Here is a 20,876-nt window from a genome sequence, read left to right as displayed (position 1 = left end):
CGTCGGCCGGCTCGCGGCGCCGGCCACGTGGGCGGGCACCCTGTCCCTGGACATTGACCGGCGTGCGGGCAAGTCCATCGCGGTGCGCCAGTTCCATGACGGCGCGCTGCGGATCCTGCGCCCGCACTACCTCGATGGTTCCGGGCAGGTTTGCTACGTCATCGTCAACCCGGGCGGCGCCTACCTGGGCGGGGACAAATACCTCATCGAAGTGTCGGTCGCGGACGGCTCGGACCTGCTGCTGACCACCCAGTCGGCCACGAAGATCTACCGCACGCCCAACGACCGGGCGGAGCAGCACACCCACATCCGCCTCGGCGCCAATGCCCGGCTCGAACTGCTGCCGGACCCTCTCATTGCCTACCGCGAGGCCAGCTACGGGCAGGTGAGCTGCGTGGACATGGACCCCACGGCCTCGCTCGTCATGGCCGAGGTTCTCACGCCCGGCTGGTCTCCCGACGGCGGGCTGTTCCGCTACGACGAGATCCGCATGCGCAACGAAATATCCATCGGCGGCCGGCTCACGGTCCTGGACAACCTGCTGATCCGCCCCGGCACCGGCTCGCCCGTGGACAGCAGCAACTTCATGTCCCACTACACCCACCTCGGCTCGCTGCTCGCGGTGGATGCCCGGGTGGACCAGGCGCTGGTGGATGACCTCCACACCTTGCTGGCCCCCATGAACGACGGCGGCCGGCTGGGACTGACGCTGTTGGACGGGCCCGGGCTGGCGTTGCGCGCCCTGTCCCACTCCACTGAACGATTGAACGAAATGCTGGCCGCCGCCGTCGACCTTCTCAGGAAGCGCTGGCACGGCCAGGAACCACTGAACTTAAGGAAATACTAAATGACTGCCCTTGCCCGCCTTGGATATCTGGAACGTGAAAAGCTTCCGGTTGCCCGAAGGATGGGCGCCACGTTCCTGGCTGTGGCACTGCTCCACCTTGCCGTGGCCGGGCTCATGGCCTACTCCTTCATGGCCGATGTGCACCCGCTGGCGATCGGCCTGCTCATCACCGCCTACCTGGCCGGGGTGAAGCACAGCTACGACTGGGACCACATTGCCGCGATCGACAACTCCAGCCGAAAGTTCGCCGCGCAGGGACGCTCGCCCGTCAGTGTGGGCTTTGCCTTCAGCATGGGACACAGCTCCGTGGTGCTGCTGGCCGGAATCCTCGTGGTCAGCGGCGCCGGCATCATGGGCGCCGTGCTGGAGGAAGGCTCGGCGGCCAACATGGCGCTGGCGGTGTTCGGGGCGAGCGTGTCGGCATTGTTCCTGCTGGCGATCGGGCTGTTCAACGGCTCCGCGTTCCTGAAGGCCAACGTCCTGTTCCGGCGCGTCCGTGGCGGAGGGACGGTGCGCGACGACGAGCTGGCGCCGACCGGCATGGTGGCCCGCCTCATGGACAAGCCGCTGTCGAAGGTGAAGCGCCCGCGAGACATCTACGTGCTGGGGTTCCTGTTCGGCCTGGGGTTCGACACCGCCTCCACCATCGCGTTCCTGCTGCTGACGGCGTCGGCGGCGCTGGCGGGCATCTCCGTTGCCGCTCTGCTGGCCCTGCCACTGGCGTTCACCGCGGCCATGACACTGTGCGACACCGCCAACGGCATGGCCATGATGAAAATGTACCGTTCCGCCGTCATGAACCCCGCCCGGCGGATCGGCTTCAACATGGTTGTCACCGGTCTCTCGGCGACCTCGGCCCTGTTCATCTCCGCACTGACCATCGCCGCCATCCTGCACGACGTCCTGGGACTGGGCGACCCTGTCACCACATGGCTGGCCAACCTGGACCTGGGCCACGCCGGCCTGCTGCTGGTTGGTATGTTCCTGCTGGTGTGGGGGGCCGCCGCCGTTGGCTGGCGGCGGAGCAGGCGCATTCGCCCAACAATGTGAGATGGCGCATAAAAGCCGACTGTCACACGCCTTTGCCGAATTGTTGAGACTAGGCTTGAACTTTGACAATATTTCCGGCGAAGGATGAACTTCGCCGGCGAGCGCAACGAAGAAGTTAGGCCCATGAAGAAACTCATTTCCCTGTCTTTCGCCGCCATCCTGCTTGCCGGGCTTTCCGCCTGTGGGTCGGATTCCTCCGCAACGCCGTCCGATGCCCCCAGCACCACGGCCGCAGCAGCCCAGGACGAGCGCGCCGTACCCGACGTTGTGGGCATGACGTACGACAAGGCCTACAACGCTCTCGTCGGCGAAGACTTCTTCGCCAAGCTGGTTGACGAAAACGGTGATGAATGGATCACCGGCAACCCCTGGGCCGACGTCACCGTCAAGTCAACGGATCCGGCTGCCGGCACCATGTCTGACGCTTCCTATGTCAATGTCACCCTGACCGTGACGCAGGACGAGTACGCGAAGCAGACTGAGACCGCCAAGTAGGCTGCCTTCGCAACAATTCCACCGGCCCTGCCGCGGACCCAACAGTGAAAACTGCCGCGGCGGGGCCGTTTCTTTGCCCTTTCCCGGCTGCGGGCGGCTTGAGCACGTGGCTCGCTGGAGCCGTCAGGAAGCACTTGCAGGCACGGCGGGCAAAAGAATGCGGCAGGCAGGTTCCGCCACGGCGTTTCCGGACTTGACCCTGCCCCCAAGGTCAAGGTTTAGGCTGGCACCGGGAGGCAAAAATGCGCATCGGTGAACTCGCCGCGAAATCAGCAACAACCATCAAGGCTGTCCGGTACTACGAACAGCTGGGCCTGGTCACACCCGCCCGGCACATCAACGGCTACCGGCACTACTCGGACCACGACCTGAAGATCGTGCAGGAAATCCGTGAACTGGCCGGCCACGGCATCACGCCCGCCAAGGCCAGGCCGTTCATCGAATGCCTTGACGCCGGCCACCGCCACAGCGACGAATGCCCGGCATCGCTGGCCGCCTACCGCGACAGCCTCGCCGAGCTTGACCGTGCCATCGCCTCCCTCACCGCACGCCGAAAACTGCTCGCCGCACGGCTGCAGCAGGGCGCCGCCCGCACCTTCACCCTGGAGCCAGACATGACCGACTACGCCACAACACTCCCCGACAACCTGCCCATCCCCGCGGATGACGGCGCCACAGCCCACCTTCCGGGCCTCAAGATGCCGGCACTGGTCCTCGAGGACACCTCCGGCCGGAGCATCAACCTCGCCGACCTGGGAACCGGCCGCAGCATCATCTACCTTTACCCGCTGACCGGCGTCCCCGGCACGGACCTGCCCGACGGCTGGGACGCCATCCCCGGCGCCCGCGGCTGCAGCACAGAGGCCTGCGACTTCCGCGACCACTTCGCCCAACTCCAGGCGGCCGGCGTCGAGCGCGTCCACGGGCTCTCCAGCCAGGGCCCCGACTACCAGCGCGAAGTCACCGCCCGCCTCCGCCTGCCCTTCACGATGCTTTCCGACACCAGATTTGAACTCGCCGCCGCCCTCACGCTGCCCACCTTCGCAGCACCTGGCCACCCGCGCCTCTACTCGCGACTGACCCTCGTTGCCACCGCAGGCGTGATCCAGCATGTCTTCTACCCGATCTTCCCACCCAACACCCATGCGCAGCAGGTCCTCGCCTGGCTGGAGGCAAACCCCGCCAGCTGATGCCCGTGCCGGACAGGCACTTTTGCGGCTCTTCCGAATGCAGGGTGTAGGTGGGGTTGGTCAGTGATGAATCCGGGCGAGGAACTCGTTTCGGTATAGGTGAGGGCCTTGGTAGAGAATCAGATTGTCTAGATCCAGATTTTTCTACAGCAAGGCCCTCGTGTTCAACGCTACTCTTCAATGCCCTGACCTGACTACTTTCTGCCGCCTTGACAGGCTTGGTCTGGAAGCGACCGGGCAGTTCCTTGCTCCTGATCGTGCTGTGATTGCCTGTCGGGTGGTGGCCACGGATGAATGGTGCCGTAAGTGTGGCGGCCAAGGTATCCCGCGGGATACAGTGACCCGGGAACTCGGCCATGAACCCTTCGGCTGGCGGCCGACGACGTTGCTGGTCCGGATCCGCCGCTATCGGTGTACCGGGTGCGGTCATGTCTGGCGGCAAGACACCACCCAGGCGGCCGAACCACGGTCAAAGCTTTCCCGTCGCGGCCTGGTGTGGGCGTTGGAAGGCATCGTGTGCCAGCACCTCACCGTCGCTCGCGTCGCCGAGGGGCTGGGCGTGTCCTGGAATACCGCGAACAAGGCCGTGTTGGCCGAAGGACGGCGGGTGCTAATCAATGACCCCACACGCTTCGACGGAGTAAAGATCATCGGTGTTGACGAGCACGTGTGGCGCCACACCAGGCATGGAGACAAATACGTCACCGTCATCATCGACCTCACCCCGGTCCGCGACAAAAAGGGCCCCTCCAGGCTGCTGGATATGGTTGAGGGCCGTTCCAAACAGGTCTTCGCTACCTGGTTGAAGGAACGCCCTCAAGCTTGGCGTGACGGGGTGGAAGTCGTGGCCATGGACGGGTTCTCCGGGTTCAAAAGCGCTGCCGCCGAAGAGCTGCCTGCCGCTGTTGCGGTGATGGATCCATTCCATGTCGTCCGTCTTGCCGGCGACGCGCTCGATGACTGCCGTCGCCGGGTGCAGCAGGCCACGTGTGGGCATCGGGGACGAGCCGGGGATCCGCTCTACAAAGCCCGGCTGACGCTGCATACCGGTGAAGGATTGCTGACCGAGAAACAACAAAAGCGAATCGCTGATCTCTTCGCCGAGGAGAAACATGTCGAAGTCGAAGCTACGTGGGGCGCCTATCAACGCATGATCGCCGCTTACCGGGCAGAAGACCCGGCCCAAGGTAAGAAGCTCATGCAAGCCCTCATTGATTCCCTCAGCAGCGGGGTCCCTGCAGCTCTGAAAGAACTGAAAAAGATGGGCCGAACACTCAAACGCAGGGCAACTGACATCCTCGCGTACTTCGACCGTCCGGGAACTTCTAACGGCCCAACTGAAGCAATTAATGGAAGATTGGAACACCTCCGAGGATCCGCCCTTGGCTTCCGCAACCTCACCAACTACGTCGCCAGATCACTGCTGGAATCCGGCGGCTTCAGACCGAAACTACACTCTCAATTCTGAAGAGCCACTTTTGCGCGCACGACGGCGCCACCTGCCAAAGCGGTCCAGCAGCCTTGCGCCGGGCTGCTGTGGGGAGCCGGGGCAGGCCGGCACTCGAGGAACAGGCCACGCCGCTGTGAGGCTGTGAGCATTGCTTCGGGGTGTCAGCCCCAGAAGCCGGCAAGATTCGCGGCAGCCGCCTTGCCCTGGTCGAATCCGGCCCGGGCGGAGGCAGGGCGTGCAGACAGGTCCATCATGTTGGATCCGAACGCCTCGAGCGAACCGCTGTCAGGGAGGATCGATGCGACCCTGCTGCCGGAGGCGAGCAGGTCTTCGACCTGGGCATCCAGCTGCATGCCCCAGTCCCGTGGGTGCCGCGTGCGCCCACCCAAGGGGGAGAGCACCAGCACCCGGCCGAACCCAGCGGCAAGGTCGGCGTTCTCGCTGTTGCGCCGGTAGCCGCCGTCGATGTAGGGGACGCCGCCAATGCTGTAGGCAAAGCTGCCGGCACAACTCGCGGCAACCGCGTCCACCAGATCGACGTCGCTGTTGGCGTCAAACACGACTGGCTCACCGGTGCCGGCGTTGACAGCCGTCAGCAGGATCCGCCACCGGGGCCACCTGGTGTTCGGAAACCTGGATGCGACGGCCGCCCGCCACTTGGCTTGTGCCCCGGCATCGTGCGAAGCGCCCAGCGTGAGGGCGGATGCGCCCATGCGCCGGCGCATGTCGGCCGGGTCTGCGGAGGCTGCAATGACCTCGCCGGTCCGGCGCATGTTTTCGGCTGCCGAACCGCGGCCACCGGTCCCGGAACCGGGAGTGCCGTCCACGGGCCGGGGCGTCACGGGGGCCGCAAGGATGTCTTCGAACAACTGCAGCGGGCTGGTGGCGGAGGCCTGAGCCGCTGCGGTGGCCCCTGCCGAGGTGCCGACGATGAGGCCGGCAGCAGCCGTGTCCACGCCCGCGTCAAAAAGTCCGGCGAGGACGCCGACCAGCCAGGCATTGCCTGCGGATCCACCGCCGCCAAGGACAAGTGCCCGCTGCGATGCGGCCGCCGGGTCTGCCGGAAGTGTTGGATAAAACGTTGAATTCATGGGAGTCGCCCTTCGCGATGTGCCGTATCAGGCGCTCCCGGTGTCGGCTAGGCCAGCCGCGCATTCGTGGACTGCAGGGGAGCGCCCACTGTTGATCCTGCAAACATGGGTCTCACCTCCTGCGAATTCTTCACGAACCCGAAAAAAATACCACGCTCCGGCGTGGTGCACAAGGGACTCGTGGCAACCGAAACAGCCATTCCGGTGCGGTGCCCTCATCGGGAGTCGCGGGCCACCCGCTCCAATTGTTCACGGTACTGTGCCCACCAGGCCGTGTCCTGGGACGGAAGGTTCTCGTTGCCCTTGACCAGCCCGGCGGATCCGTCGACCAGCTCCCGGAGAATGTCGGCATGCCCGGCGTGCCGGTGCGCTTCGGCGATCATGTGGACCAGGATCTGGTTCAGCGTCACGTTCTGCCGCGCCGGTGTCCACCACGGCACCAGGCCGGGGGCGTCGAGGGGGAGTGCCTCCAGGGTGGCCCGGGTGTCTTCGCGCACCCGGGCGGCGAACGCCGTCACGGACGCAACCGACTCCTCGGGGGACGCCCACATGTCCCAGTTGTCCGCGCCGTCGTCCTCCGCAGAGGAGGGAACAAGGCTGGACGGCCTGCCGAACACCTCGCCGAAGTAGCCGGCTTCGGTGACTGCCACATGCTTCACCAGGCCCAGCAGGTTGGTGCCCGTGGGCGTGAGTGGGCGGCGGGCGTCGTATTCATCCACGCCCTCCAGCTTCCACAGCAATGCGTCCCAGGCGAGGTCAAGATAGCGCTGCAGGGTGGTCTTCATGTCGGTTTCAGCCATGCGGGAATCCTATCCGGCGGCCGCCGCCCGCCGATAGCCCTGCCGTCAAACGCCTGATTCCGTGCCCCGGGAATCCTCCGCTGCTGCCACACGTTACCTTGGAAACAGCTACGAGGGGAACATCCATGCAGCCTGCACTTTTCACGCCCATCACGGTCCGCGGCACCACGGTCCGCAATCGCCTCTGGGTGTCGCCCATGTGCCAGTACTCCGCCGAAAACCAGGACGGCATGCCGTCCGACTGGCATCTCGTCCACCTGGGCGGGCTGGCACGGGGCGGCGCCGGCGTGGTGTTCACCGAGGCCACCGCCGTGGTGCCGGAGGGGCGAATTTCCCCGCAGGACCTTGGAATCTGGAACGACTCCCAGCGCGACTGCCTCGCCCGGATCGTGGATTTCATCCACAGCCAGGGCGCCGCAGCCGGGATCCAGCTCGCCCACGCCGGGCGGAAGGCATCCACCTTCCGGCCCTGGGAAGAGCGCCACGGCACTGTTCCCGTGTCCGACGGCGGCTGGCCCACCGTTGCGCCGAGCCCCGTCGCCTATCCGGGATATGCCGTGCCGCGGGTGATGACAGCCGACGACATCAAGGAACTGTCCGCCGCCTTTGCCGCGGCCGCCCGCCGCGCCCTCGACGCGGGCTTTGACTTCATCGAGATCCACGCCGCCCACGGCTACCTGCTGCACCAGTTCCTCTCACCACTGTCCAACCAGCGCAGCGACGCCTACGGCGGAAACCTCGAAAACAGGGCGCGGGCGCTCCTTGAAACGATCGACGCCGTCCGGACCGAGGTGGGCACGGAAGTTCCGCTGCTGGTCCGGTTCTCGGCAACCGACTGGGTGGAGGGCGGCTGGACGCCCGGGGACACGGCGACCGTGGCTGGCTGGGCCAGGGAGCACGGAGCCGACATGGCCGATGTTTCCTCAGGAGGCAACATCCCGGCCCACATCACGGCCGGCCCCGGCTACCAGGTCCCGTTCGCCACCGCGGTCCGCACCGGCGCACACATGCCGGCCATCGCCGTCGGAATGATTGAAGAGCCACGGCAGGCCGAACAGATTGTGGGCACTGGGCTGGCCGACGTGGTCATGATGGGACGGGCCCTGCTGCGGGACCCCAACTTCCCGCTCCGTGCAGCGGCCGCCCTCGGCGCGGACATCGCCTACGCGCCGCAGCAATACCACCGGGCGCCGATCCGGAATTAGACCCGCGACGCCGTTGCCGCCTGGGCGGGGTGCGTCGGCGTCCGCTATTTGCCGGCCGGGCGCACGAACTGGCAGGTGGCGGGCTTGCGCTGGGTGGCGGTGGCGGCCGAGGCTTCCCCGCCGTCGACAGTGATGGAACAGCTGAGGGCGCCGGCGGCCCCATCGGGATACTTTGCCACGACCAGGATCTTGGTGAACGGCTGGCCCTCGACGAAGGTCAGCTCGTGCGTGTAGGGCAGTTTCTGCTCCGACATGGCGCCGCCGGACTTTTTGCCGGATGCGGTGACGACCACGGTTTTCACCATGGCCGTGGCGTGGTTGCCCTCCACCTTGACCGTGACCTGGTGTTCTTCCGGGGCGGCGGATGCGGCCGCGTCGGCCGCAGTGTCGGCCGCCGATGCGGGCCCTGCGGAGGCAGTCGGGGTTGCGGATTCGGGCGTGGAAGCAGCGGTCTCCGTGGCCACGGACTCGGCGGCGGGCACGGAAGCGCCGGTAGCAGTGTTGGTGGCAGTGGGGGAACAGCCGGACAGGGCGAACGCCAGCACTGCCGCGGCGGCTGCCACGGAGGGCTTGAGATGACGGGTCAATGCATTTCTTTCATTAGGCACCGAACGATCATGGCAAACATTCAATAGTTCGATCGAATCCAGTGATGCATGCCACTGATTCCCATGTTATGGCAAACGACCGACATAATGGAGGGCTGTACACCTGATTGTTACCGCCTTGCCGAAGACACCGCGGATGCGACAGAACCCCCTGCCAGGAAGTCAGCAATGCCTCAAAAGACCAGTTCCTTGGAGCCGTCCGGCCCAACGACAGCCACACCGGAGCACCCGGCCGGGGCTGTGAACGGCGCGGCCCCGGGGGACAAGGCGGCAGGGGAAAACGAGCTCAAGCGCGGGCTTGCCAGCCGCCACCTCCAGATGATCGCGATCGGCGGCGCCATCGGCACCGGCCTGTTCGTGGCCTCGGGCGGCACCATTTCTCAGGCCGGCCCGGGCGGCGCACTCGTTGCCTACGCACTCGTGGGCCTCATGGTCTTCCTGCTGATGCAGTCGCTGGGGGAGATGTCCGCCAAGATCCCCGTCGCAGGTTCATTCCAGACCTACGCAACCCGCTTCGTGTCGCCGTCGTTCGGCTTCGCCATCGGCTGGAACTACTGGTTCAATTGGGCCATCACCGTCGCTGCCGAACTCGTGGCCGCCGGCATCATCATGAGCTTCTGGCTGCCCGACGTTCCCGGCTGGGTGTGGGCAGGGGCGTTTCTCCTGCTGCTAACCGGTGTGAACGCACTCTCGGCCAAGGCGTTCGGGGAGAGCGAATTCTGGCTCTCCCTCATCAAGGTAGTGGCCGTCATCCTGTTCCTGGTGGCCGGAACGCTCATGATCTTCGGCATCCTGGGCGACGGCCCCAAGGGGCTGAGCAACTGGCAAAACCGCGAGGACGTCTTCCACGGCGGCTGGGTCTCCATCATCTCCGTCTTCATGATTGCGGGCTTCTCCTTCCAGGGCACCGAGCTGGTCGGCGTCGCGGCCGGCGAGGCCAAGAACCCGCGCCGGGAAGTCCCCCGCGCCATCCGGTCCGTATTCTGGCGCATCATGATCTTCTACATCGGCGCCATCTTTGTGATCGGCTGCCTTGTCCCCTTCACGGACCCCAGCCTGTTGGCATCCGGCGAGGCCGACATCGCCGCCTCGCCCTTCACCCTCGTCTTTGAACGTGCCGGAATCGCCTTCGCGGCTGCCCTGATGAACGCCGTGATTCTCACGGCCATCCTGTCAGCAGGAAACTCCGGCCTCTACGCCTCAACCCGCATGCTTTACGCCATGGCGCGCGACGGCAAGGCGCCAAAGATCTTCGGCCGCACCAACGCCCGCGGCGTGCCCATGGCAGCCCTGCTTGCCACAGCCGCCGTCGGGCTGTTCGGCTTCCTGAGCGCCGTCGTGGGCCAGGGCGCCGCATACGCGTGGCTGCTGAATGTCTCGGGACTGAGCGGCTTCATTGTGTGGGCCGGCATCGCCGTCTCGCACTACCGTTTCCGCCGCGGATTCCTCGCCCAGGGCAACAAGGTCAGTGACCTGCCCTACCGCGCGTCATTCTTCCCGTTCGGGCCCATCCTGGCGTTTGCCGTGCTCATCCTGGTCATAGCCGGACAGAACTACGAGGCGGTCCTGGCCGGGCGCGGCGTGGAGGTCCTCTCCTCATACATTGGCATCCCGATCTTCCTGGGCCTGTGGCTGGCCCACCAGATCGCCAGCAGGTCCAAGCTGGTCAAGCTCAAGGACATGGACCTCAGCGGACCCGACCAAGCCTGAACCCGCCGGGCCAGGCCCGGGCTGTCGGCAGGCGCCGGTTCAGCGCTGCTGACGTTCGACGGCGCCCGGCCCGCCAAGGCGCCTGTCCCGGCACGGCGCGGTTATCCGCGGGCGAAGAGTACCTTGTCGTTGGGGGAGATGCGGCGCGAATCGGGCAGGGCGTCCACGGGGGCAATTGCGGCACGGCGCCCGCCGCCAAGCCGCCGCGGCGAGACCGGCGGTTCCGCCTGTCCCGGCGCTGCTGCCGCCGGCGGGTTTTGCGGGGGTGCGGGGATGTCGCTGGGCCTGGCGGCCCGGCGCGACGCAGCCGAACTCGTGGTGATGTCCACCACCGGTGTCCGTTTCATGGCGGCCGGCGGCGTCCAGTCCCGCGGAGTCTTGTCCCGGCTGGTGTCTCCCACGGCGCCGCTGCGCCTGGCAGTGCGGCTGCGCAGTTGCGCGGCCAGCTGCGGAAGTTCAAACACTTCGCGCAGGATCAGTTCCATGAGCTGGACGCAGTCGCGCGCTTCGCTCCAGGTGACGGAGGCTGTCAGGTCGCCGTGCGCCATGTCGCTGTCGATGATGCGGATCGCCTCTGCCGCCGACTTTGTGGAGGCCAGGATCATGTGCCGGCCGTGCATTTCGGAGATCTTGTCCAGCAGCGTCCCGGCCGTGATGTTGTTGGCTTTCGCGCAGGCCTCAATCGTGCCGCGGGCCATGATGATGGCTGCCCGGAACTGGCCGGACTTGAAGCACCTGAACGCCTCGGCGGAGGCAGATTCAACGGCCAGCGGCAGGTTGGAAATCGAGGGACCGTCATTCTCCGGCAGGCACTTGTCGATGCCGATCTGCTCCCAGTACTGTGCCTCGTGGCCGGCCGTTCGCTCATAGTCCCACTCGGCCGTGCCCGCATACACCTCGGTCAATGCCAGGCTAAGGAAGCCGCAGGCAGCACAGGAGAACGTGGCCTGGACGTACGCGATGGTCCGGTGGGAGTCGTTGTCAAGGGTGATGGTCGTCTCGCCCTTAAGTGCAAAGTGGGCGTGGACACCGCAATATCCACAAACGCGCGAAGCCATCATATTCCCTTCAAAGTGGCGGGCCGATCCCGCACATCCATACCCTTGCAAGCACCGTCGCCCCGCACCTGCCGCCGAAGTTGCCGCCGAAGTTGCCGGCACGTTGGCCGGCCATGCCGGATCCACGCATTCAGATGCATCGTGAATCCGCCACCATTGGCAGTTGATTTGGAAGGTAGTTGCTTTCCACCGTAGGGCCCGCCCCCGCTCAGCCCGTGGTCTACCAGTGAGTAGTCTAACAAGATTCGTCCCACGCCCATGACTCGGATCACCACCGCCGCGTAACGAAGGGAAGGATGTGGTATTGGGTTCTGCGCGTGGGCAAGTTCAATGCGCTGAAGCAGTCTGGACAATCTAGCCGGCAGGCGCTGAGGTCAGGGTGATCCCACGCCACAAGCCGCAGGGGCCGATGGATACCGTGCCGCCGGCCTGAGGTTCGTCGGCACGGACGATGACCGTCGTGTTGTCCGAGCCGTGGTGGCCGATCTTGCAAAAGGTTCCCGCCATTGCCCTCCTTGGTCGCTTCCAGGATCAACCCACGTGCGACGCGGTTGATGACGGCCATCTGGTCCGCGTACAGCTGGGACCCTGTCCGGCGAAAGTCCTCCAGATGTCGTATGATGTGTGACCTCTCAGCATTCAGCGCCCGCACTTGTTGTGTGTTGGAGAACATGTAGTGTCGGCCCCATCCGTTGCAGTGCGGCCAGCCCTTTCGGCACGGGTTTGACGCACATTTTGTAGGTTGGCGCGAAGTCACAGCACCCAGCTGATAGTGAACCTGCGCACATCTTCGGGGGCGGATTTTAACACTGTTGCCCATGCGTCGACCCAATCTCGTCTAGTACTACAGTCGCGTTTATTTTTGGTCGTGTCGGCGGTTTAATCGGACTTTGGCCCGGAATCCTGTTAATCATGATGGGTGAGCGATGATATTTGGGTGGCAGAGATACAGGAATGGGCTGATGGCCTGGAGGAAATCCGGGAGCTGATCGGGGACGAGTTCGCCCGCACGGAGCCGCGGAATAACGCGGTCAACTACATCCGTGGCCTGCTCTCGGATGAGGAGCGGAAGAACTCTTGGACGCTGTCCGAGCGCGCTGGGCAGGGCACGCCGGATGGGATGCAGCGGCTACTCTCGACGACCGATTGGGACCCGGATAAGGTCCGTGATGCTTTGTTCGGCTACGTGAAAAAGCACCTCGGTGATCCAGAAGGCATTTTGGCGATTGATGAGACCGGTTTCCTGAAAAAGGGGACGGCTTCTGCCGGGGTGGCCCGCCAGTACTCGGGCACCGCCGGGAGGGTGGAAAACTGCCAGATCGGGGTGTTCCTGAGCTACGCTTCACCGGCGGGGCGCACGTTCCTGGATCGGGAGCTTTACCTGCCCAAGGCCTGGATCGAGGACGAGGCCCGGTGCAAGCGCGCTGGCATCCCGGAAGAGCGGGAAATGGCCACCAAGCCGGTGCTGGCCGGGGACATGATTGAACGTGCCCTGGACGCCGGAATCCAGGCCGAATGGACCACCGGGGACGCCGTCTACGGCCAACACACAGGGCTGCGCCGCCGACTCGAGGCCCGGGGCATGCACTACGTCATGGCGGTACCTATGAACCAACACGCCATCGCCCGGGCGCGTGGTTCAGTGGGCGGGGACGGCCGTGCCGATGAGCTCTTCGCTGCCCTAGACAGGCGTGCCTGGCGCACCCGAACCGCCGGGACCGGGACCAAGGGTGAACGGCTCTACGCCTGGGCCAGGATCCGCATTAACGGCCCTGCCGAAACCGGCGAGCATTGGCTGCTGGCCCGCCGCTCCCTGAAAGACCCGACCGACCTGGCGTACTTCATTTGCCACACCCCCGAGAACGTCACCTTGATCGAGCTGGCCCGAGTCGCCGGGGCCCGCTGGGCCATCGAGGAAACCTTCCAAACCTCCAAGGGCGAAACGGGACTCGATCACTACCAGGTGCGCCAATACACCGGCTGGTACAGGCACATCACCCTCTCCATGTTCGCCCACGCATTCCTGAGCGTCATCCGCTCTAAAAAGGGGGCCCGCACCCAGGCTCCGAGCACTTGGTAAGACTCTCCCTGCCAGAAATCAGGCACCTCATCACCCGCATCATCTGGCATCGGGAACCGGACCCACACCACGTGATCCGCTGGTCACTTTGGCGACGACGACACCAATACCGCGCCCAACAATGCCACTACAAAGCCCGCGGCCACACCCCACAAACGCGACTGTAGTACTAGGCCGGTGGTTCAGGGCGTTGCTTGGCACCCACAATGAGAAGGGACGGTGTTTGCGGATTCGGACAGGGGTATACCGCCGTCCGAATCCGCCAACACCGTCCCTTTTGTGCGGATCATGCGTTTCCACCGGCATCGCCAGTGAGGGCAATCGTTTGGTTCCCGATCATCTTCCTTCAGGCGTGGGCATCCGGACTTCTTCCTCGCCCGCACCGACGGGGTGCAGGGAAAATGAGGCAACGGACGCCTTTCGCACTTCAATCATGCGTCAGGGACCTCCTGCAGTGCCTCGCCCCAACACGCTCTGAACGTTTCCTTGGCAATGCCTGAAAACTTTCCGTTGACGCGCCACATGAGAAGCGTCACACTTTTGACTAGCGGAACTTCTCCGGCGGCAGTGCAGGCCCGCCGGAGCCGCTGATGGTCTTGGGATGGGGCAAGCGGCCTGGTGGGGACCGGACCGCGGGACATTGACCTTGGTGCCATGGGCTGAACGGGTGGAAACCGTGGCCCGTGTGAGAGGCAGCTGGGTACCGGCAGCCGGACTGCTGCACCAGTATTCGGGGCTTTACCGGAAATAAGCGGGCACACCATGGTCGCTGCAACACCTGAGACCCTAGGCACAGTCGTCAGCCAGATCCTCGCGGCCGCATCACAGCTGGCCGATGATGGCACCCAGGATTTCACCGACGTCATGGACGCCGCCCGGCAGCAGGCCGGGCAGCTCGTTGACGAGGCGACGCAACTGCCCGAGGAACTGCTGGCACGCCTGAAGAACTTCGCCAAGGACCCCGACTGGAATTCACTGCTGGTCTTTGTTTTCCTGAAGATCGCCGAACTCGACGACAAATTCAGCGTCGGCACGATGCAGGCGCCCGGCTTCGCGCCCGCAGTCGCACTCGTCTACAGTGATCCCGCCATGGCCGGCACGAAGCTGGTCCTGGGCGTATCACTGGGCAGGGCAGCCATCCCCGGACGGCACGGCCTCCACCTGCGCTGCTCCGGCACCCCCACCCTTGCGCTGGGGGACGACACCGGCATCACCCTGAACATCAAGAGCAGCGGCAACGCGAGCTGGGACTGGGAATTCGGGAAAGCACCGGAGGCCCCGGCCGATTCCGCGCAGGTGAACGCCGCCATCGCCTGGCACCTCCCCGTACCTTCCTCCGACCCGGACCGGGAAACGTTCGGGTTCTCCGTCGGCCCGGCCATGCTTTCCGCCGTCGTCGGCCACGGGCCGCAGCCGGCCGACATCAGCTACGAGGCCACCATCAGCCTGGGCGACCCCACGGTCGACGGCCGGCACGGCGTGCACGCCTCTATCAACCTGGGACGGGTCCTTGGCGACTTCTCCCAGTTGGTGAACCTGTCCCTGCCGGAGATCGACTACTCGCCGCACCTGACCCTCAAGAAGGGCGCGGCACCGCAATTCAGCTTGACCTGAAACGCGCGGGCCGCCGGCCCGTGCAGACAACAGCTCAGGGAGGACCTGGCCATGGGCAACAGCTTCAATGTGGGTTTGGACGTGGCCGGCAATGCCAACGGAGCGGACAGTTCCGTCTCCGTCGGCGTGTGGGTCAAGGGGAGCCTGGAACTCCCCGGGCTGGTCCTCTCCGTGGACAACATGCGGATCAGCTACAACCTCTCCATGGTCTCGGAGAACGGGCGCCTGGGCCTGCGCCTGGCCGGACCCGACCTGGGCGGGCCCGACGGCGCCCGGGCGGAACTGACGCTGCCCGGCTTTACCGGCGGCGGATACCTGAAGAAGGTGCAAGGCTCCTGGCAGGGTGCCTTCACCGCCAAGATGGGGCCTGTTGCCGTCAACGGCTTTGCCATCCTCAACCCCGCGACGCAATCCCTGCTGCTCCTGCTGTCGGCAGACCTCCCCGTCCCCATCCAGCTGTCCTTTGGCTTCACCCTTGCCGGTGTGGGCGGAATGGTCGGCATCAACCGCCGGGCCGACAGCGACGGCTTGTTCGCGGCGCTGCAGGCCGGGACCCTGGCCGAGTTCATGTTCCCGCGCAACGCCGTCAGCGATGCCCCGCGCATACTGCCGGCGCTGGCGGCGTCCTTCCCGGAAAAGGACGGCGGTTTCATCGTGGGCCCCATGCTCAAGCTCGGCTGGGGCACCCCCACGCTCGCATCGGCGGCGCTGGGCGTGTTTGTCAGCGATGAGGGTGTGGTCCTGCTGGGCAGGTTCGCCATCGTCCTGCCCTTCGAGGACGCCCCCCTCATCAAGCTGCAGGCCATGATGCTTGGCACCATCAACGCCGACGGCCTCACGATCGGTGCCTCCCTGACCGGATCCAGCATCGTCGGACTGCCCATCACCGGGGACATCATGCTGCGCACCCGCGGCGGCAGCGACCCACTCTTTGCCTTCAGCGCCGGCGGCTTCCACCCGGCGTTCACCCCTCCGGAGGGAATGGGCGGACTCAAGCGCATCGGCACCGAAGTTTCGCCCGGCGGTTTCCTCCGGGCCCGCCTCGGCGCCTACCTCGCCGTAACAACCAACACGGTGCAGTTCGGGGCAGCTGCGGAGCTCGAAGCCAAGGTCGCCGGATTCGGCATCAGCGGCGGCTTCGCCTTCGACGCTCTCATCATGTTCGACCCCTTCGGCTTCATGGCAGACTTCTCCGCGCACGTCAGCGTGGAATGCGCCGACTTCAGCATTGGCAGCATCAGGCTCTCCGGCCACTTCTCCGGGCCCACGCCGTGGCGCATCCGCGGCCACGCCAGCGTCTCCATCCTCTGGTTCGACGTGGACGTTGACGTCCCGGAAATCACCTGGGGCGACAGCAACGCACCCGAGCTGCCCGCCGGGCGCATTCCGGCCGAGGTGCTGGCCAATGCCCTCAAGGATCCGGTCAACTGGGAACAGGCGCAAGGCGAGCTGCCCGCCGTCGTGCAGTTGTCCCCGGCAGCGGCCGCCGGCACCGCGGCGCTCCACCCGCTGGCAAATGTTTCCTTCACCCAAAACAGCGTGCCGCTGCACCTTGAGCTTCAGCGCATGGATGGGCGCCCTCTTCCGCAGCCGGTCACCCTGTCCCTGCTCAGCCCGGCCAACCCGGCGCTGTCAAACACCTCGGCGAAATTCCCGCCGTCGCAGTTTCGGTCCATGGACGCCCAGGCAAAGTTGGCGGCCGGCGGATATGTCAGCGCCGATGCCGGTGTGGTGCTGGCCAACAAGCCCGACGCCGGAACTGTCGCCGCCGTGCGCAACCCCGCCGTCCCGGAAACCAAGATCATGTCCACACAATCGCCCGTGCGGCACGCCATTCTGACCCGCAACATGTACTCTCTTGCGGAAATGCACCGGCTGCAGGTGCCTGAAATTCCGCGGCTCGTCACGACCGCCAGGGACCCGGGCGCAGTGGTCCTGGCCCGGGCGAGCACGCTGTCCGACGCAGGGGTGTTGGGCGCGGACGCCATGGCGGGAATCAACGCCGGCGTGGCCCAGAGCCTGTTGGCGGGGCAGGGCGCGGCACGTCTGGACGCCGGCATCCTCAATGACGTTCTCGTAGCCAAGACGTGGGAGATGGCCTGATGGAACCGCTGCTGCTCCACTTCCTTCCATACTCCAGGCGCGGCGAGGGTGCGGGGCCCGGGGCAGGGCTTGAAAATGGGCGGAGGAAGGTTTCCCTGCCCCTGACCCTGGAAACCCGGCCGACGCCGCCGCAGGGAGGGCCCGTGCCGGCAGTGCAGCCTGTGGACGTGGCGTCGGCACCCCTGTCCGTGTTGGGCCCAGCCGATGTCCGTGGACTGTCCGACAGCCAAATCGTGCGCCGCATCCCGCGCAGCGGCGACCAGTCAATGGAGCCCAACTACCTGGCAGGCATTGAACTGGCCCATCCGGACCTGCCATGGATGTTCACCCTGGGCGGGGTCGTGAACGAAACGCTCAATCCCTGGATCATGCTCATTGTGCTGCCTGAAGCCGGAGGGAATCCGGTGGGCTACCTGCCCAACTCGCCCTGCCCGGTCCTGACGCTGCCCGATGCCGGCAGCGTTCCGCGTCCAGATGATGCCTGGGCCTTTGCCCATGTCCAGGTCCACGGCGCGGACAGCGGCGGGGAGGCACAGGGGTGGGCCGGCGACGCCCAGGTGCATGCCCCTGCGCTCCGTTCCCGGCTGTTGTGCCCCACAAGGCTGGTGCCGGAGACCAGCTATGTGGCCGCCGTCGTGCCCACCTATGAAGTTGGCAGGCTGGCCGGGCTGGGCCTCGATTCGCAAGCCGGAGCCAACGGCGACAAGTGGTGGACCCCGGCCGCCGGGCTGCAGCTTCCGGTTTACGATTCGTGGACGTTCCGGACCGGCCCCTCCGGGGATTTCGAGGACCTGGCGGGCCTGCTTCATCCCAGCGATCCGGCGGTCATGGCCCAGCTGGGGTCGCGCGCGGTGGCGATTGAACCCAAGGGCTCGATGCTGCCGGCGCATCTCATGCAGGGCGGATTCGGCGGCGGCGCCGTGCCGGGTGCCTTCGCCGTCCCCACGGCCATCATCCGCATCGACCGCTCAGGCGAACCCGGCAGCACCGACGGGGTGGGGCCGCTGGCACCGGACTTTGCCGGGCCGGGCGGAAAGGCGGCCGGGCTGCACGCGATGCTCAAGCAGTTGCTGGACCCCGTGGCCCTGGCCGGTGACGAGAAGCCGCTGGTGGGTCCGCCGCTCTACGGGCAGTGGCCGGCACAGGTGAGAAACATCGACGGGGACTTGGACAACGCCGGCGTGCTGGCCGACGTCGACAAGGACCCGGGCAGCAGGCAGGGCTGGATCGAGCAGCTCAATGCCGACCCGTTCCACCGCATCGCCGCCGGGCTGGGCGCCGCCGTGGTGCGCCGCGACCAGGAGGAACTCATGCGCGACGCCTGGGAACAGCTGGCCGGGCTGGAACGGGCCAACCGCCGGATCCGCTGGTCGGCACTGCACATGGCGGTTTCTGCAACGCTCCACGACCGCGTCATGAAGGCCGACCCGGGCTCGCAGTTGCGGTTCCTGGCACCTTCGCTGGGCAGGCTGCGCAGCGGCCCCGGAGAGTCTTTTTACGGGAAGGTCAGCGCCTCCGTGGTGTCATCGGAAGTATTGACGACGGCGTTCACCCGCCAGGCGCGCGCGGCCAGCCTCGCCGTCCGGCGCAGTGCCGGGGCCGTGCATGCGGGGGCTCCGGCCGTCGCAGCCGTGGTGTCGGACGCGGTGCGGATCCTGCGGGACGAACCTGAACGATTCCAGCCGGGCCGTTTCACAGCCGCGCCCATGGGGGACCGAATCCTTGAAGATGTGCTCACGGAGCCGCGCTTTGCCGGCAGGCTCACGGCCGTGCTGGGTGTGGATGGTCCGGCCTACCTTGACCGTGTCAAGTCACTGCCTGATTTCCTGGGCAGGCTCGCTGCCGCGGCGGTCACCCCGGATGTGGTGGTGCCCGACGCCGGGGGACAGGGCGGCGGGGGCGGCATCGGCGGAGGCAGGGTTGATGGCCGTGGCGGAATCGGAGGCATCGGCGAACTGCGGCCAAACCGCGGCGGGGGACTGGGGGGAGTGGGCGGCATCAGTCTGAACCGGGGCGGTGCAGCCGGCGGGCTCAGGGCCAATCGTGGCGGTGGCATCGGCGGCCTGCGGCTGCCCGAAGGCGGGCCGGTGTTCCGGGAGGAACTTCGGCGCAGGGGTGCCGATGGCCGTGTTGAAGGTCCTGTCGGCGGCCAGGCCCCAATGGACGTCGCCAACCTGGCCGCCAGACGGCGGTGGAGCTACCAGGACACGACGGAACTGAAGAATACGGCCGCCGTGGACGTTGCCCGACTGAGCAAGGCCCAGGCCAAGGACCTGCTGGACCCGCGGCTGATGTCCGAACGGCTGCAGGTGGCACCGGCACGTCTGGACTTCGGCGCAGTCCTGGCCGCGGCAACAGTCGATGCACCGCTGCGCCAGAAATTCCAGGACGCCGGTGCAGCGGCCACGGGCCTGCGGGAAGCGGCAGCCGGACTGCTGGGCACCACCACGCTCCAGGGTACGTGGCTGGACGGGGCCGTCAAGAACAACCGGTTGAAGGCGGTCACGGATGCCATTGCTGCGGACTGGGCCCAGGTGACGCCCGTCGCGGCCAAGGTTTCCTTCCCTGCCGCACAGGCCTGGACCGCCGAGGCGAGCACGCAGCTTGCGGCGGCCGTTGAACCCGTCCGTGCCTACGCCAAGATGCTGGCCTTCGCCGCGGAATTCAACCCTGCGCTGGTCCGCAAACGTCCCGACACCGCCTTCACCCCGGCCATGGCGGCACCAACCTTCACCAAGCCCGTGGTGGAGCGGCTGAAGGCGATCGACGAGAAATGGGTCCTCGGCGGTGTGGACAGGCTTGAACCGAACAGTGTGTGCCTGCTGGAGGTGAACTGGAAGTTTGTGGAGTCGCTCCTGGCCGGTGCCAACCACGAGATGGCCCGGGAAATGTTGTGGCGCAGGTACCCCACGGACCTTCGGGGCAGCTGCTTCAGGCGCTTCTGGGACAAGAATGCCGAGGACATCGCCGGCATGGACTCCTGGCGGGGCGCCCTTGGAATGCACCAGCCCGCCGCAGCCGGGAACAAGCGGGCGGACATCACCTTGCTGGTCCTGAAGGGAGACCTGCTGCGCCGCTATCCCAATACCGTCATCAATGCGGTGCAGGGGGTGGAAAAACCGGCGGGCACCTTCACGCCCACGGACAATGTGGGCGAAGAGCTCTTCCGGGGCACCCTCAACCCCGATGTCAGCTACGTTGGCCTGGACATCGCACCGGAAACGCTGCGGCAGGTCGGGCCGGCGGACAATCCGACGCGCTGGTACATCCAGCTCGCGGAACCCCACGGCGAACCCCGCTTCGGCCTGGACGAGGTACCGGGTGCCCTGCCGGGCAGCAACCAGGCGCCGGCAGGGCTGGAAGAGGCGGACCTCCTTCCTGCCGACTCATGGTCGTGGCAGGGGCTGAACCCGCCCCCGGCCAACCCCGCCAGAACACTGCACCTGACCCCGCAGCAGTGCGTCGGCGAGAACTCCATCCTCACGGCCCACAGCGCCGTCGCGGCCCAGCGGCTCTACCAAAAGCCATTCCGCCTGCTCATGCTCGGCACCGACTACATCTAGCAATCCGGAACC

General features: G+C 66.1%; 16 protein-coding genes. 11 read left to right on the top strand and 5 right to left on the bottom strand.

Annotation, left to right across the window (positions count from 1 at the left end; all coding sequences use genetic code 11):
• Positions 1–40: 40 nt before the first annotated feature.
• The 5 genes from JOF48_RS17715 (at position 41) to JOF48_RS17695 (ending at position 5,050) form a co-directional block, all read left to right on the top strand.
• Positions 41–847 carry an urease accessory protein UreD gene (locus JOF48_RS17715; RefSeq protein WP_245347082.1) on the top strand — a complete coding sequence of 269 codons (807 nt, stop codon included), beginning with the start codon at positions 41–43 and terminating at the stop codon, positions 845–847.
• The gene (locus JOF48_RS17710) at positions 848–1,897 is read left to right on the top strand and encodes a HoxN/HupN/NixA family nickel/cobalt transporter (protein WP_209683035.1); all 1,050 of its coding nucleotides are present in this window, start codon (positions 848–850) and stop codon (positions 1,895–1,897) included.
• A 123-nt stretch (positions 1,898–2,020) separates the two neighbouring features.
• A complete protein-coding gene (locus tag JOF48_RS17705; RefSeq protein ID WP_209683032.1) occupies positions 2,021–2,392 on the top strand; it encodes a PASTA domain-containing protein in 372 nt (123 codons plus the stop codon).
• 242 nt (positions 2,393–2,634) lie between these two features.
• Entirely contained in the window at positions 2,635–3,582 is a 948-nt protein-coding gene (locus tag JOF48_RS17700) for a MerR family transcriptional regulator (protein WP_209683030.1), read from the top strand.
• Between the two features lie 160 nt (positions 3,583–3,742).
• Positions 3,743–5,050, top strand: coding sequence for an ISL3 family transposase (locus JOF48_RS17695; RefSeq protein WP_209684305.1), 1,308 nt, complete (start codon positions 3,743–3,745; stop codon positions 5,048–5,050).
• Between the two features lie 143 nt (positions 5,051–5,193).
• Here the strand turns inward: JOF48_RS17695 and JOF48_RS17690 are convergent, their stop codons facing one another.
• Both JOF48_RS17690 and JOF48_RS17685 read right to left on the bottom strand, forming a co-directional pair.
• On the bottom strand, positions 5,194–6,123 hold the full coding sequence (locus tag JOF48_RS17690) for a patatin-like phospholipase family protein (RefSeq protein ID WP_209683027.1): 930 nt from the start codon (positions 6,121–6,123) through the stop codon (positions 5,194–5,196).
• A 215-nt stretch (positions 6,124–6,338) separates the two neighbouring features.
• Positions 6,339–6,923, bottom strand: a complete 585-nt coding sequence (locus JOF48_RS17685) for a DinB family protein (protein WP_209683024.1) — start codon at positions 6,921–6,923, stop codon at positions 6,339–6,341.
• A 125-nt stretch (positions 6,924–7,048) separates the two neighbouring features.
• Here JOF48_RS17685 and JOF48_RS17680 point away from each other — a divergent pair, with 125 nt between their 5' ends.
• Entirely contained in the window at positions 7,049–8,128 is a 1,080-nt protein-coding gene (locus JOF48_RS17680) for an NADH:flavin oxidoreductase/NADH oxidase (protein ID WP_209683022.1), read from the top strand.
• A 44-nt stretch (positions 8,129–8,172) separates the two neighbouring features.
• Here the strand turns inward: JOF48_RS17680 and JOF48_RS17675 are convergent, their stop codons facing one another.
• Entirely contained in the window at positions 8,173–8,715 is a 543-nt protein-coding gene (locus JOF48_RS17675) for a hypothetical protein (RefSeq protein ID WP_209683019.1), read from the bottom strand.
• A 189-nt stretch (positions 8,716–8,904) separates the two neighbouring features.
• Between JOF48_RS17675 and JOF48_RS17670 the strand changes: the two genes are divergently transcribed.
• Positions 8,905–10,446, top strand: a complete 1,542-nt coding sequence (locus JOF48_RS17670) for an amino acid permease (RefSeq protein ID WP_245346597.1) — start codon at positions 8,905–8,907, stop codon at positions 10,444–10,446.
• A 101-nt stretch (positions 10,447–10,547) separates the two neighbouring features.
• Here JOF48_RS17670 and JOF48_RS17665 read toward each other — a convergent pair whose 3' ends face one another.
• Entirely contained in the window at positions 10,548–11,507 is a 960-nt protein-coding gene (locus tag JOF48_RS17665; RefSeq protein ID WP_209683016.1) for a DUF4145 domain-containing protein, read from the bottom strand.
• A gap of 351 nt (positions 11,508–11,858) precedes the next feature.
• Positions 11,859–12,011, bottom strand: a complete 153-nt coding sequence (locus JOF48_RS17660; RefSeq protein ID WP_209683013.1) for a hypothetical protein — start codon at positions 12,009–12,011, stop codon at positions 11,859–11,861.
• A gap of 430 nt (positions 12,012–12,441) precedes the next feature.
• Here JOF48_RS17660 and JOF48_RS17655 point away from each other — a divergent pair, with 430 nt between their 5' ends.
• The 4 genes from JOF48_RS17655 to JOF48_RS17640 all read left to right on the top strand — a co-directional run bounded on the left by JOF48_RS17655 (position 12,442) and on the right by JOF48_RS17640 (position 20,864).
• On the top strand, positions 12,442–13,584 hold the full coding sequence (locus tag JOF48_RS17655; protein WP_425353747.1) for an IS701 family transposase: 1,143 nt from the start codon (positions 12,442–12,444) through the stop codon (positions 13,582–13,584).
• 762 nt (positions 13,585–14,346) lie between these two features.
• Entirely contained in the window at positions 14,347–15,198 is an 852-nt protein-coding gene (locus JOF48_RS17650) for a hypothetical protein (RefSeq protein ID WP_209683010.1), read from the top strand.
• Between the two features lie 51 nt (positions 15,199–15,249).
• On the top strand, positions 15,250–17,301 hold the full coding sequence (locus tag JOF48_RS17645; protein WP_209683008.1) for a DUF6603 domain-containing protein: 2,052 nt from the start codon (positions 15,250–15,252) through the stop codon (positions 17,299–17,301).
• Positions 17,301–20,864, top strand: a complete 3,564-nt coding sequence (locus tag JOF48_RS17640; protein ID WP_209682998.1) for a hypothetical protein — start codon at positions 17,301–17,303, stop codon at positions 20,862–20,864. The genes JOF48_RS17645 and JOF48_RS17640 overlap by 1 nt, the downstream gene beginning before the upstream one ends.
• Positions 20,865–20,876: the final 12 nt, after the last annotated feature.

The organism is Arthrobacter stackebrandtii, from assembly GCF_017876675.1.
Lineage (GTDB): Bacteria > Actinomycetota > Actinomycetes > Actinomycetales > Micrococcaceae > Specibacter > Specibacter stackebrandtii.
Note: the sequence above shows the minus strand (reverse complement) of the source record. Positions and strands in the feature narration are given on the sequence as shown.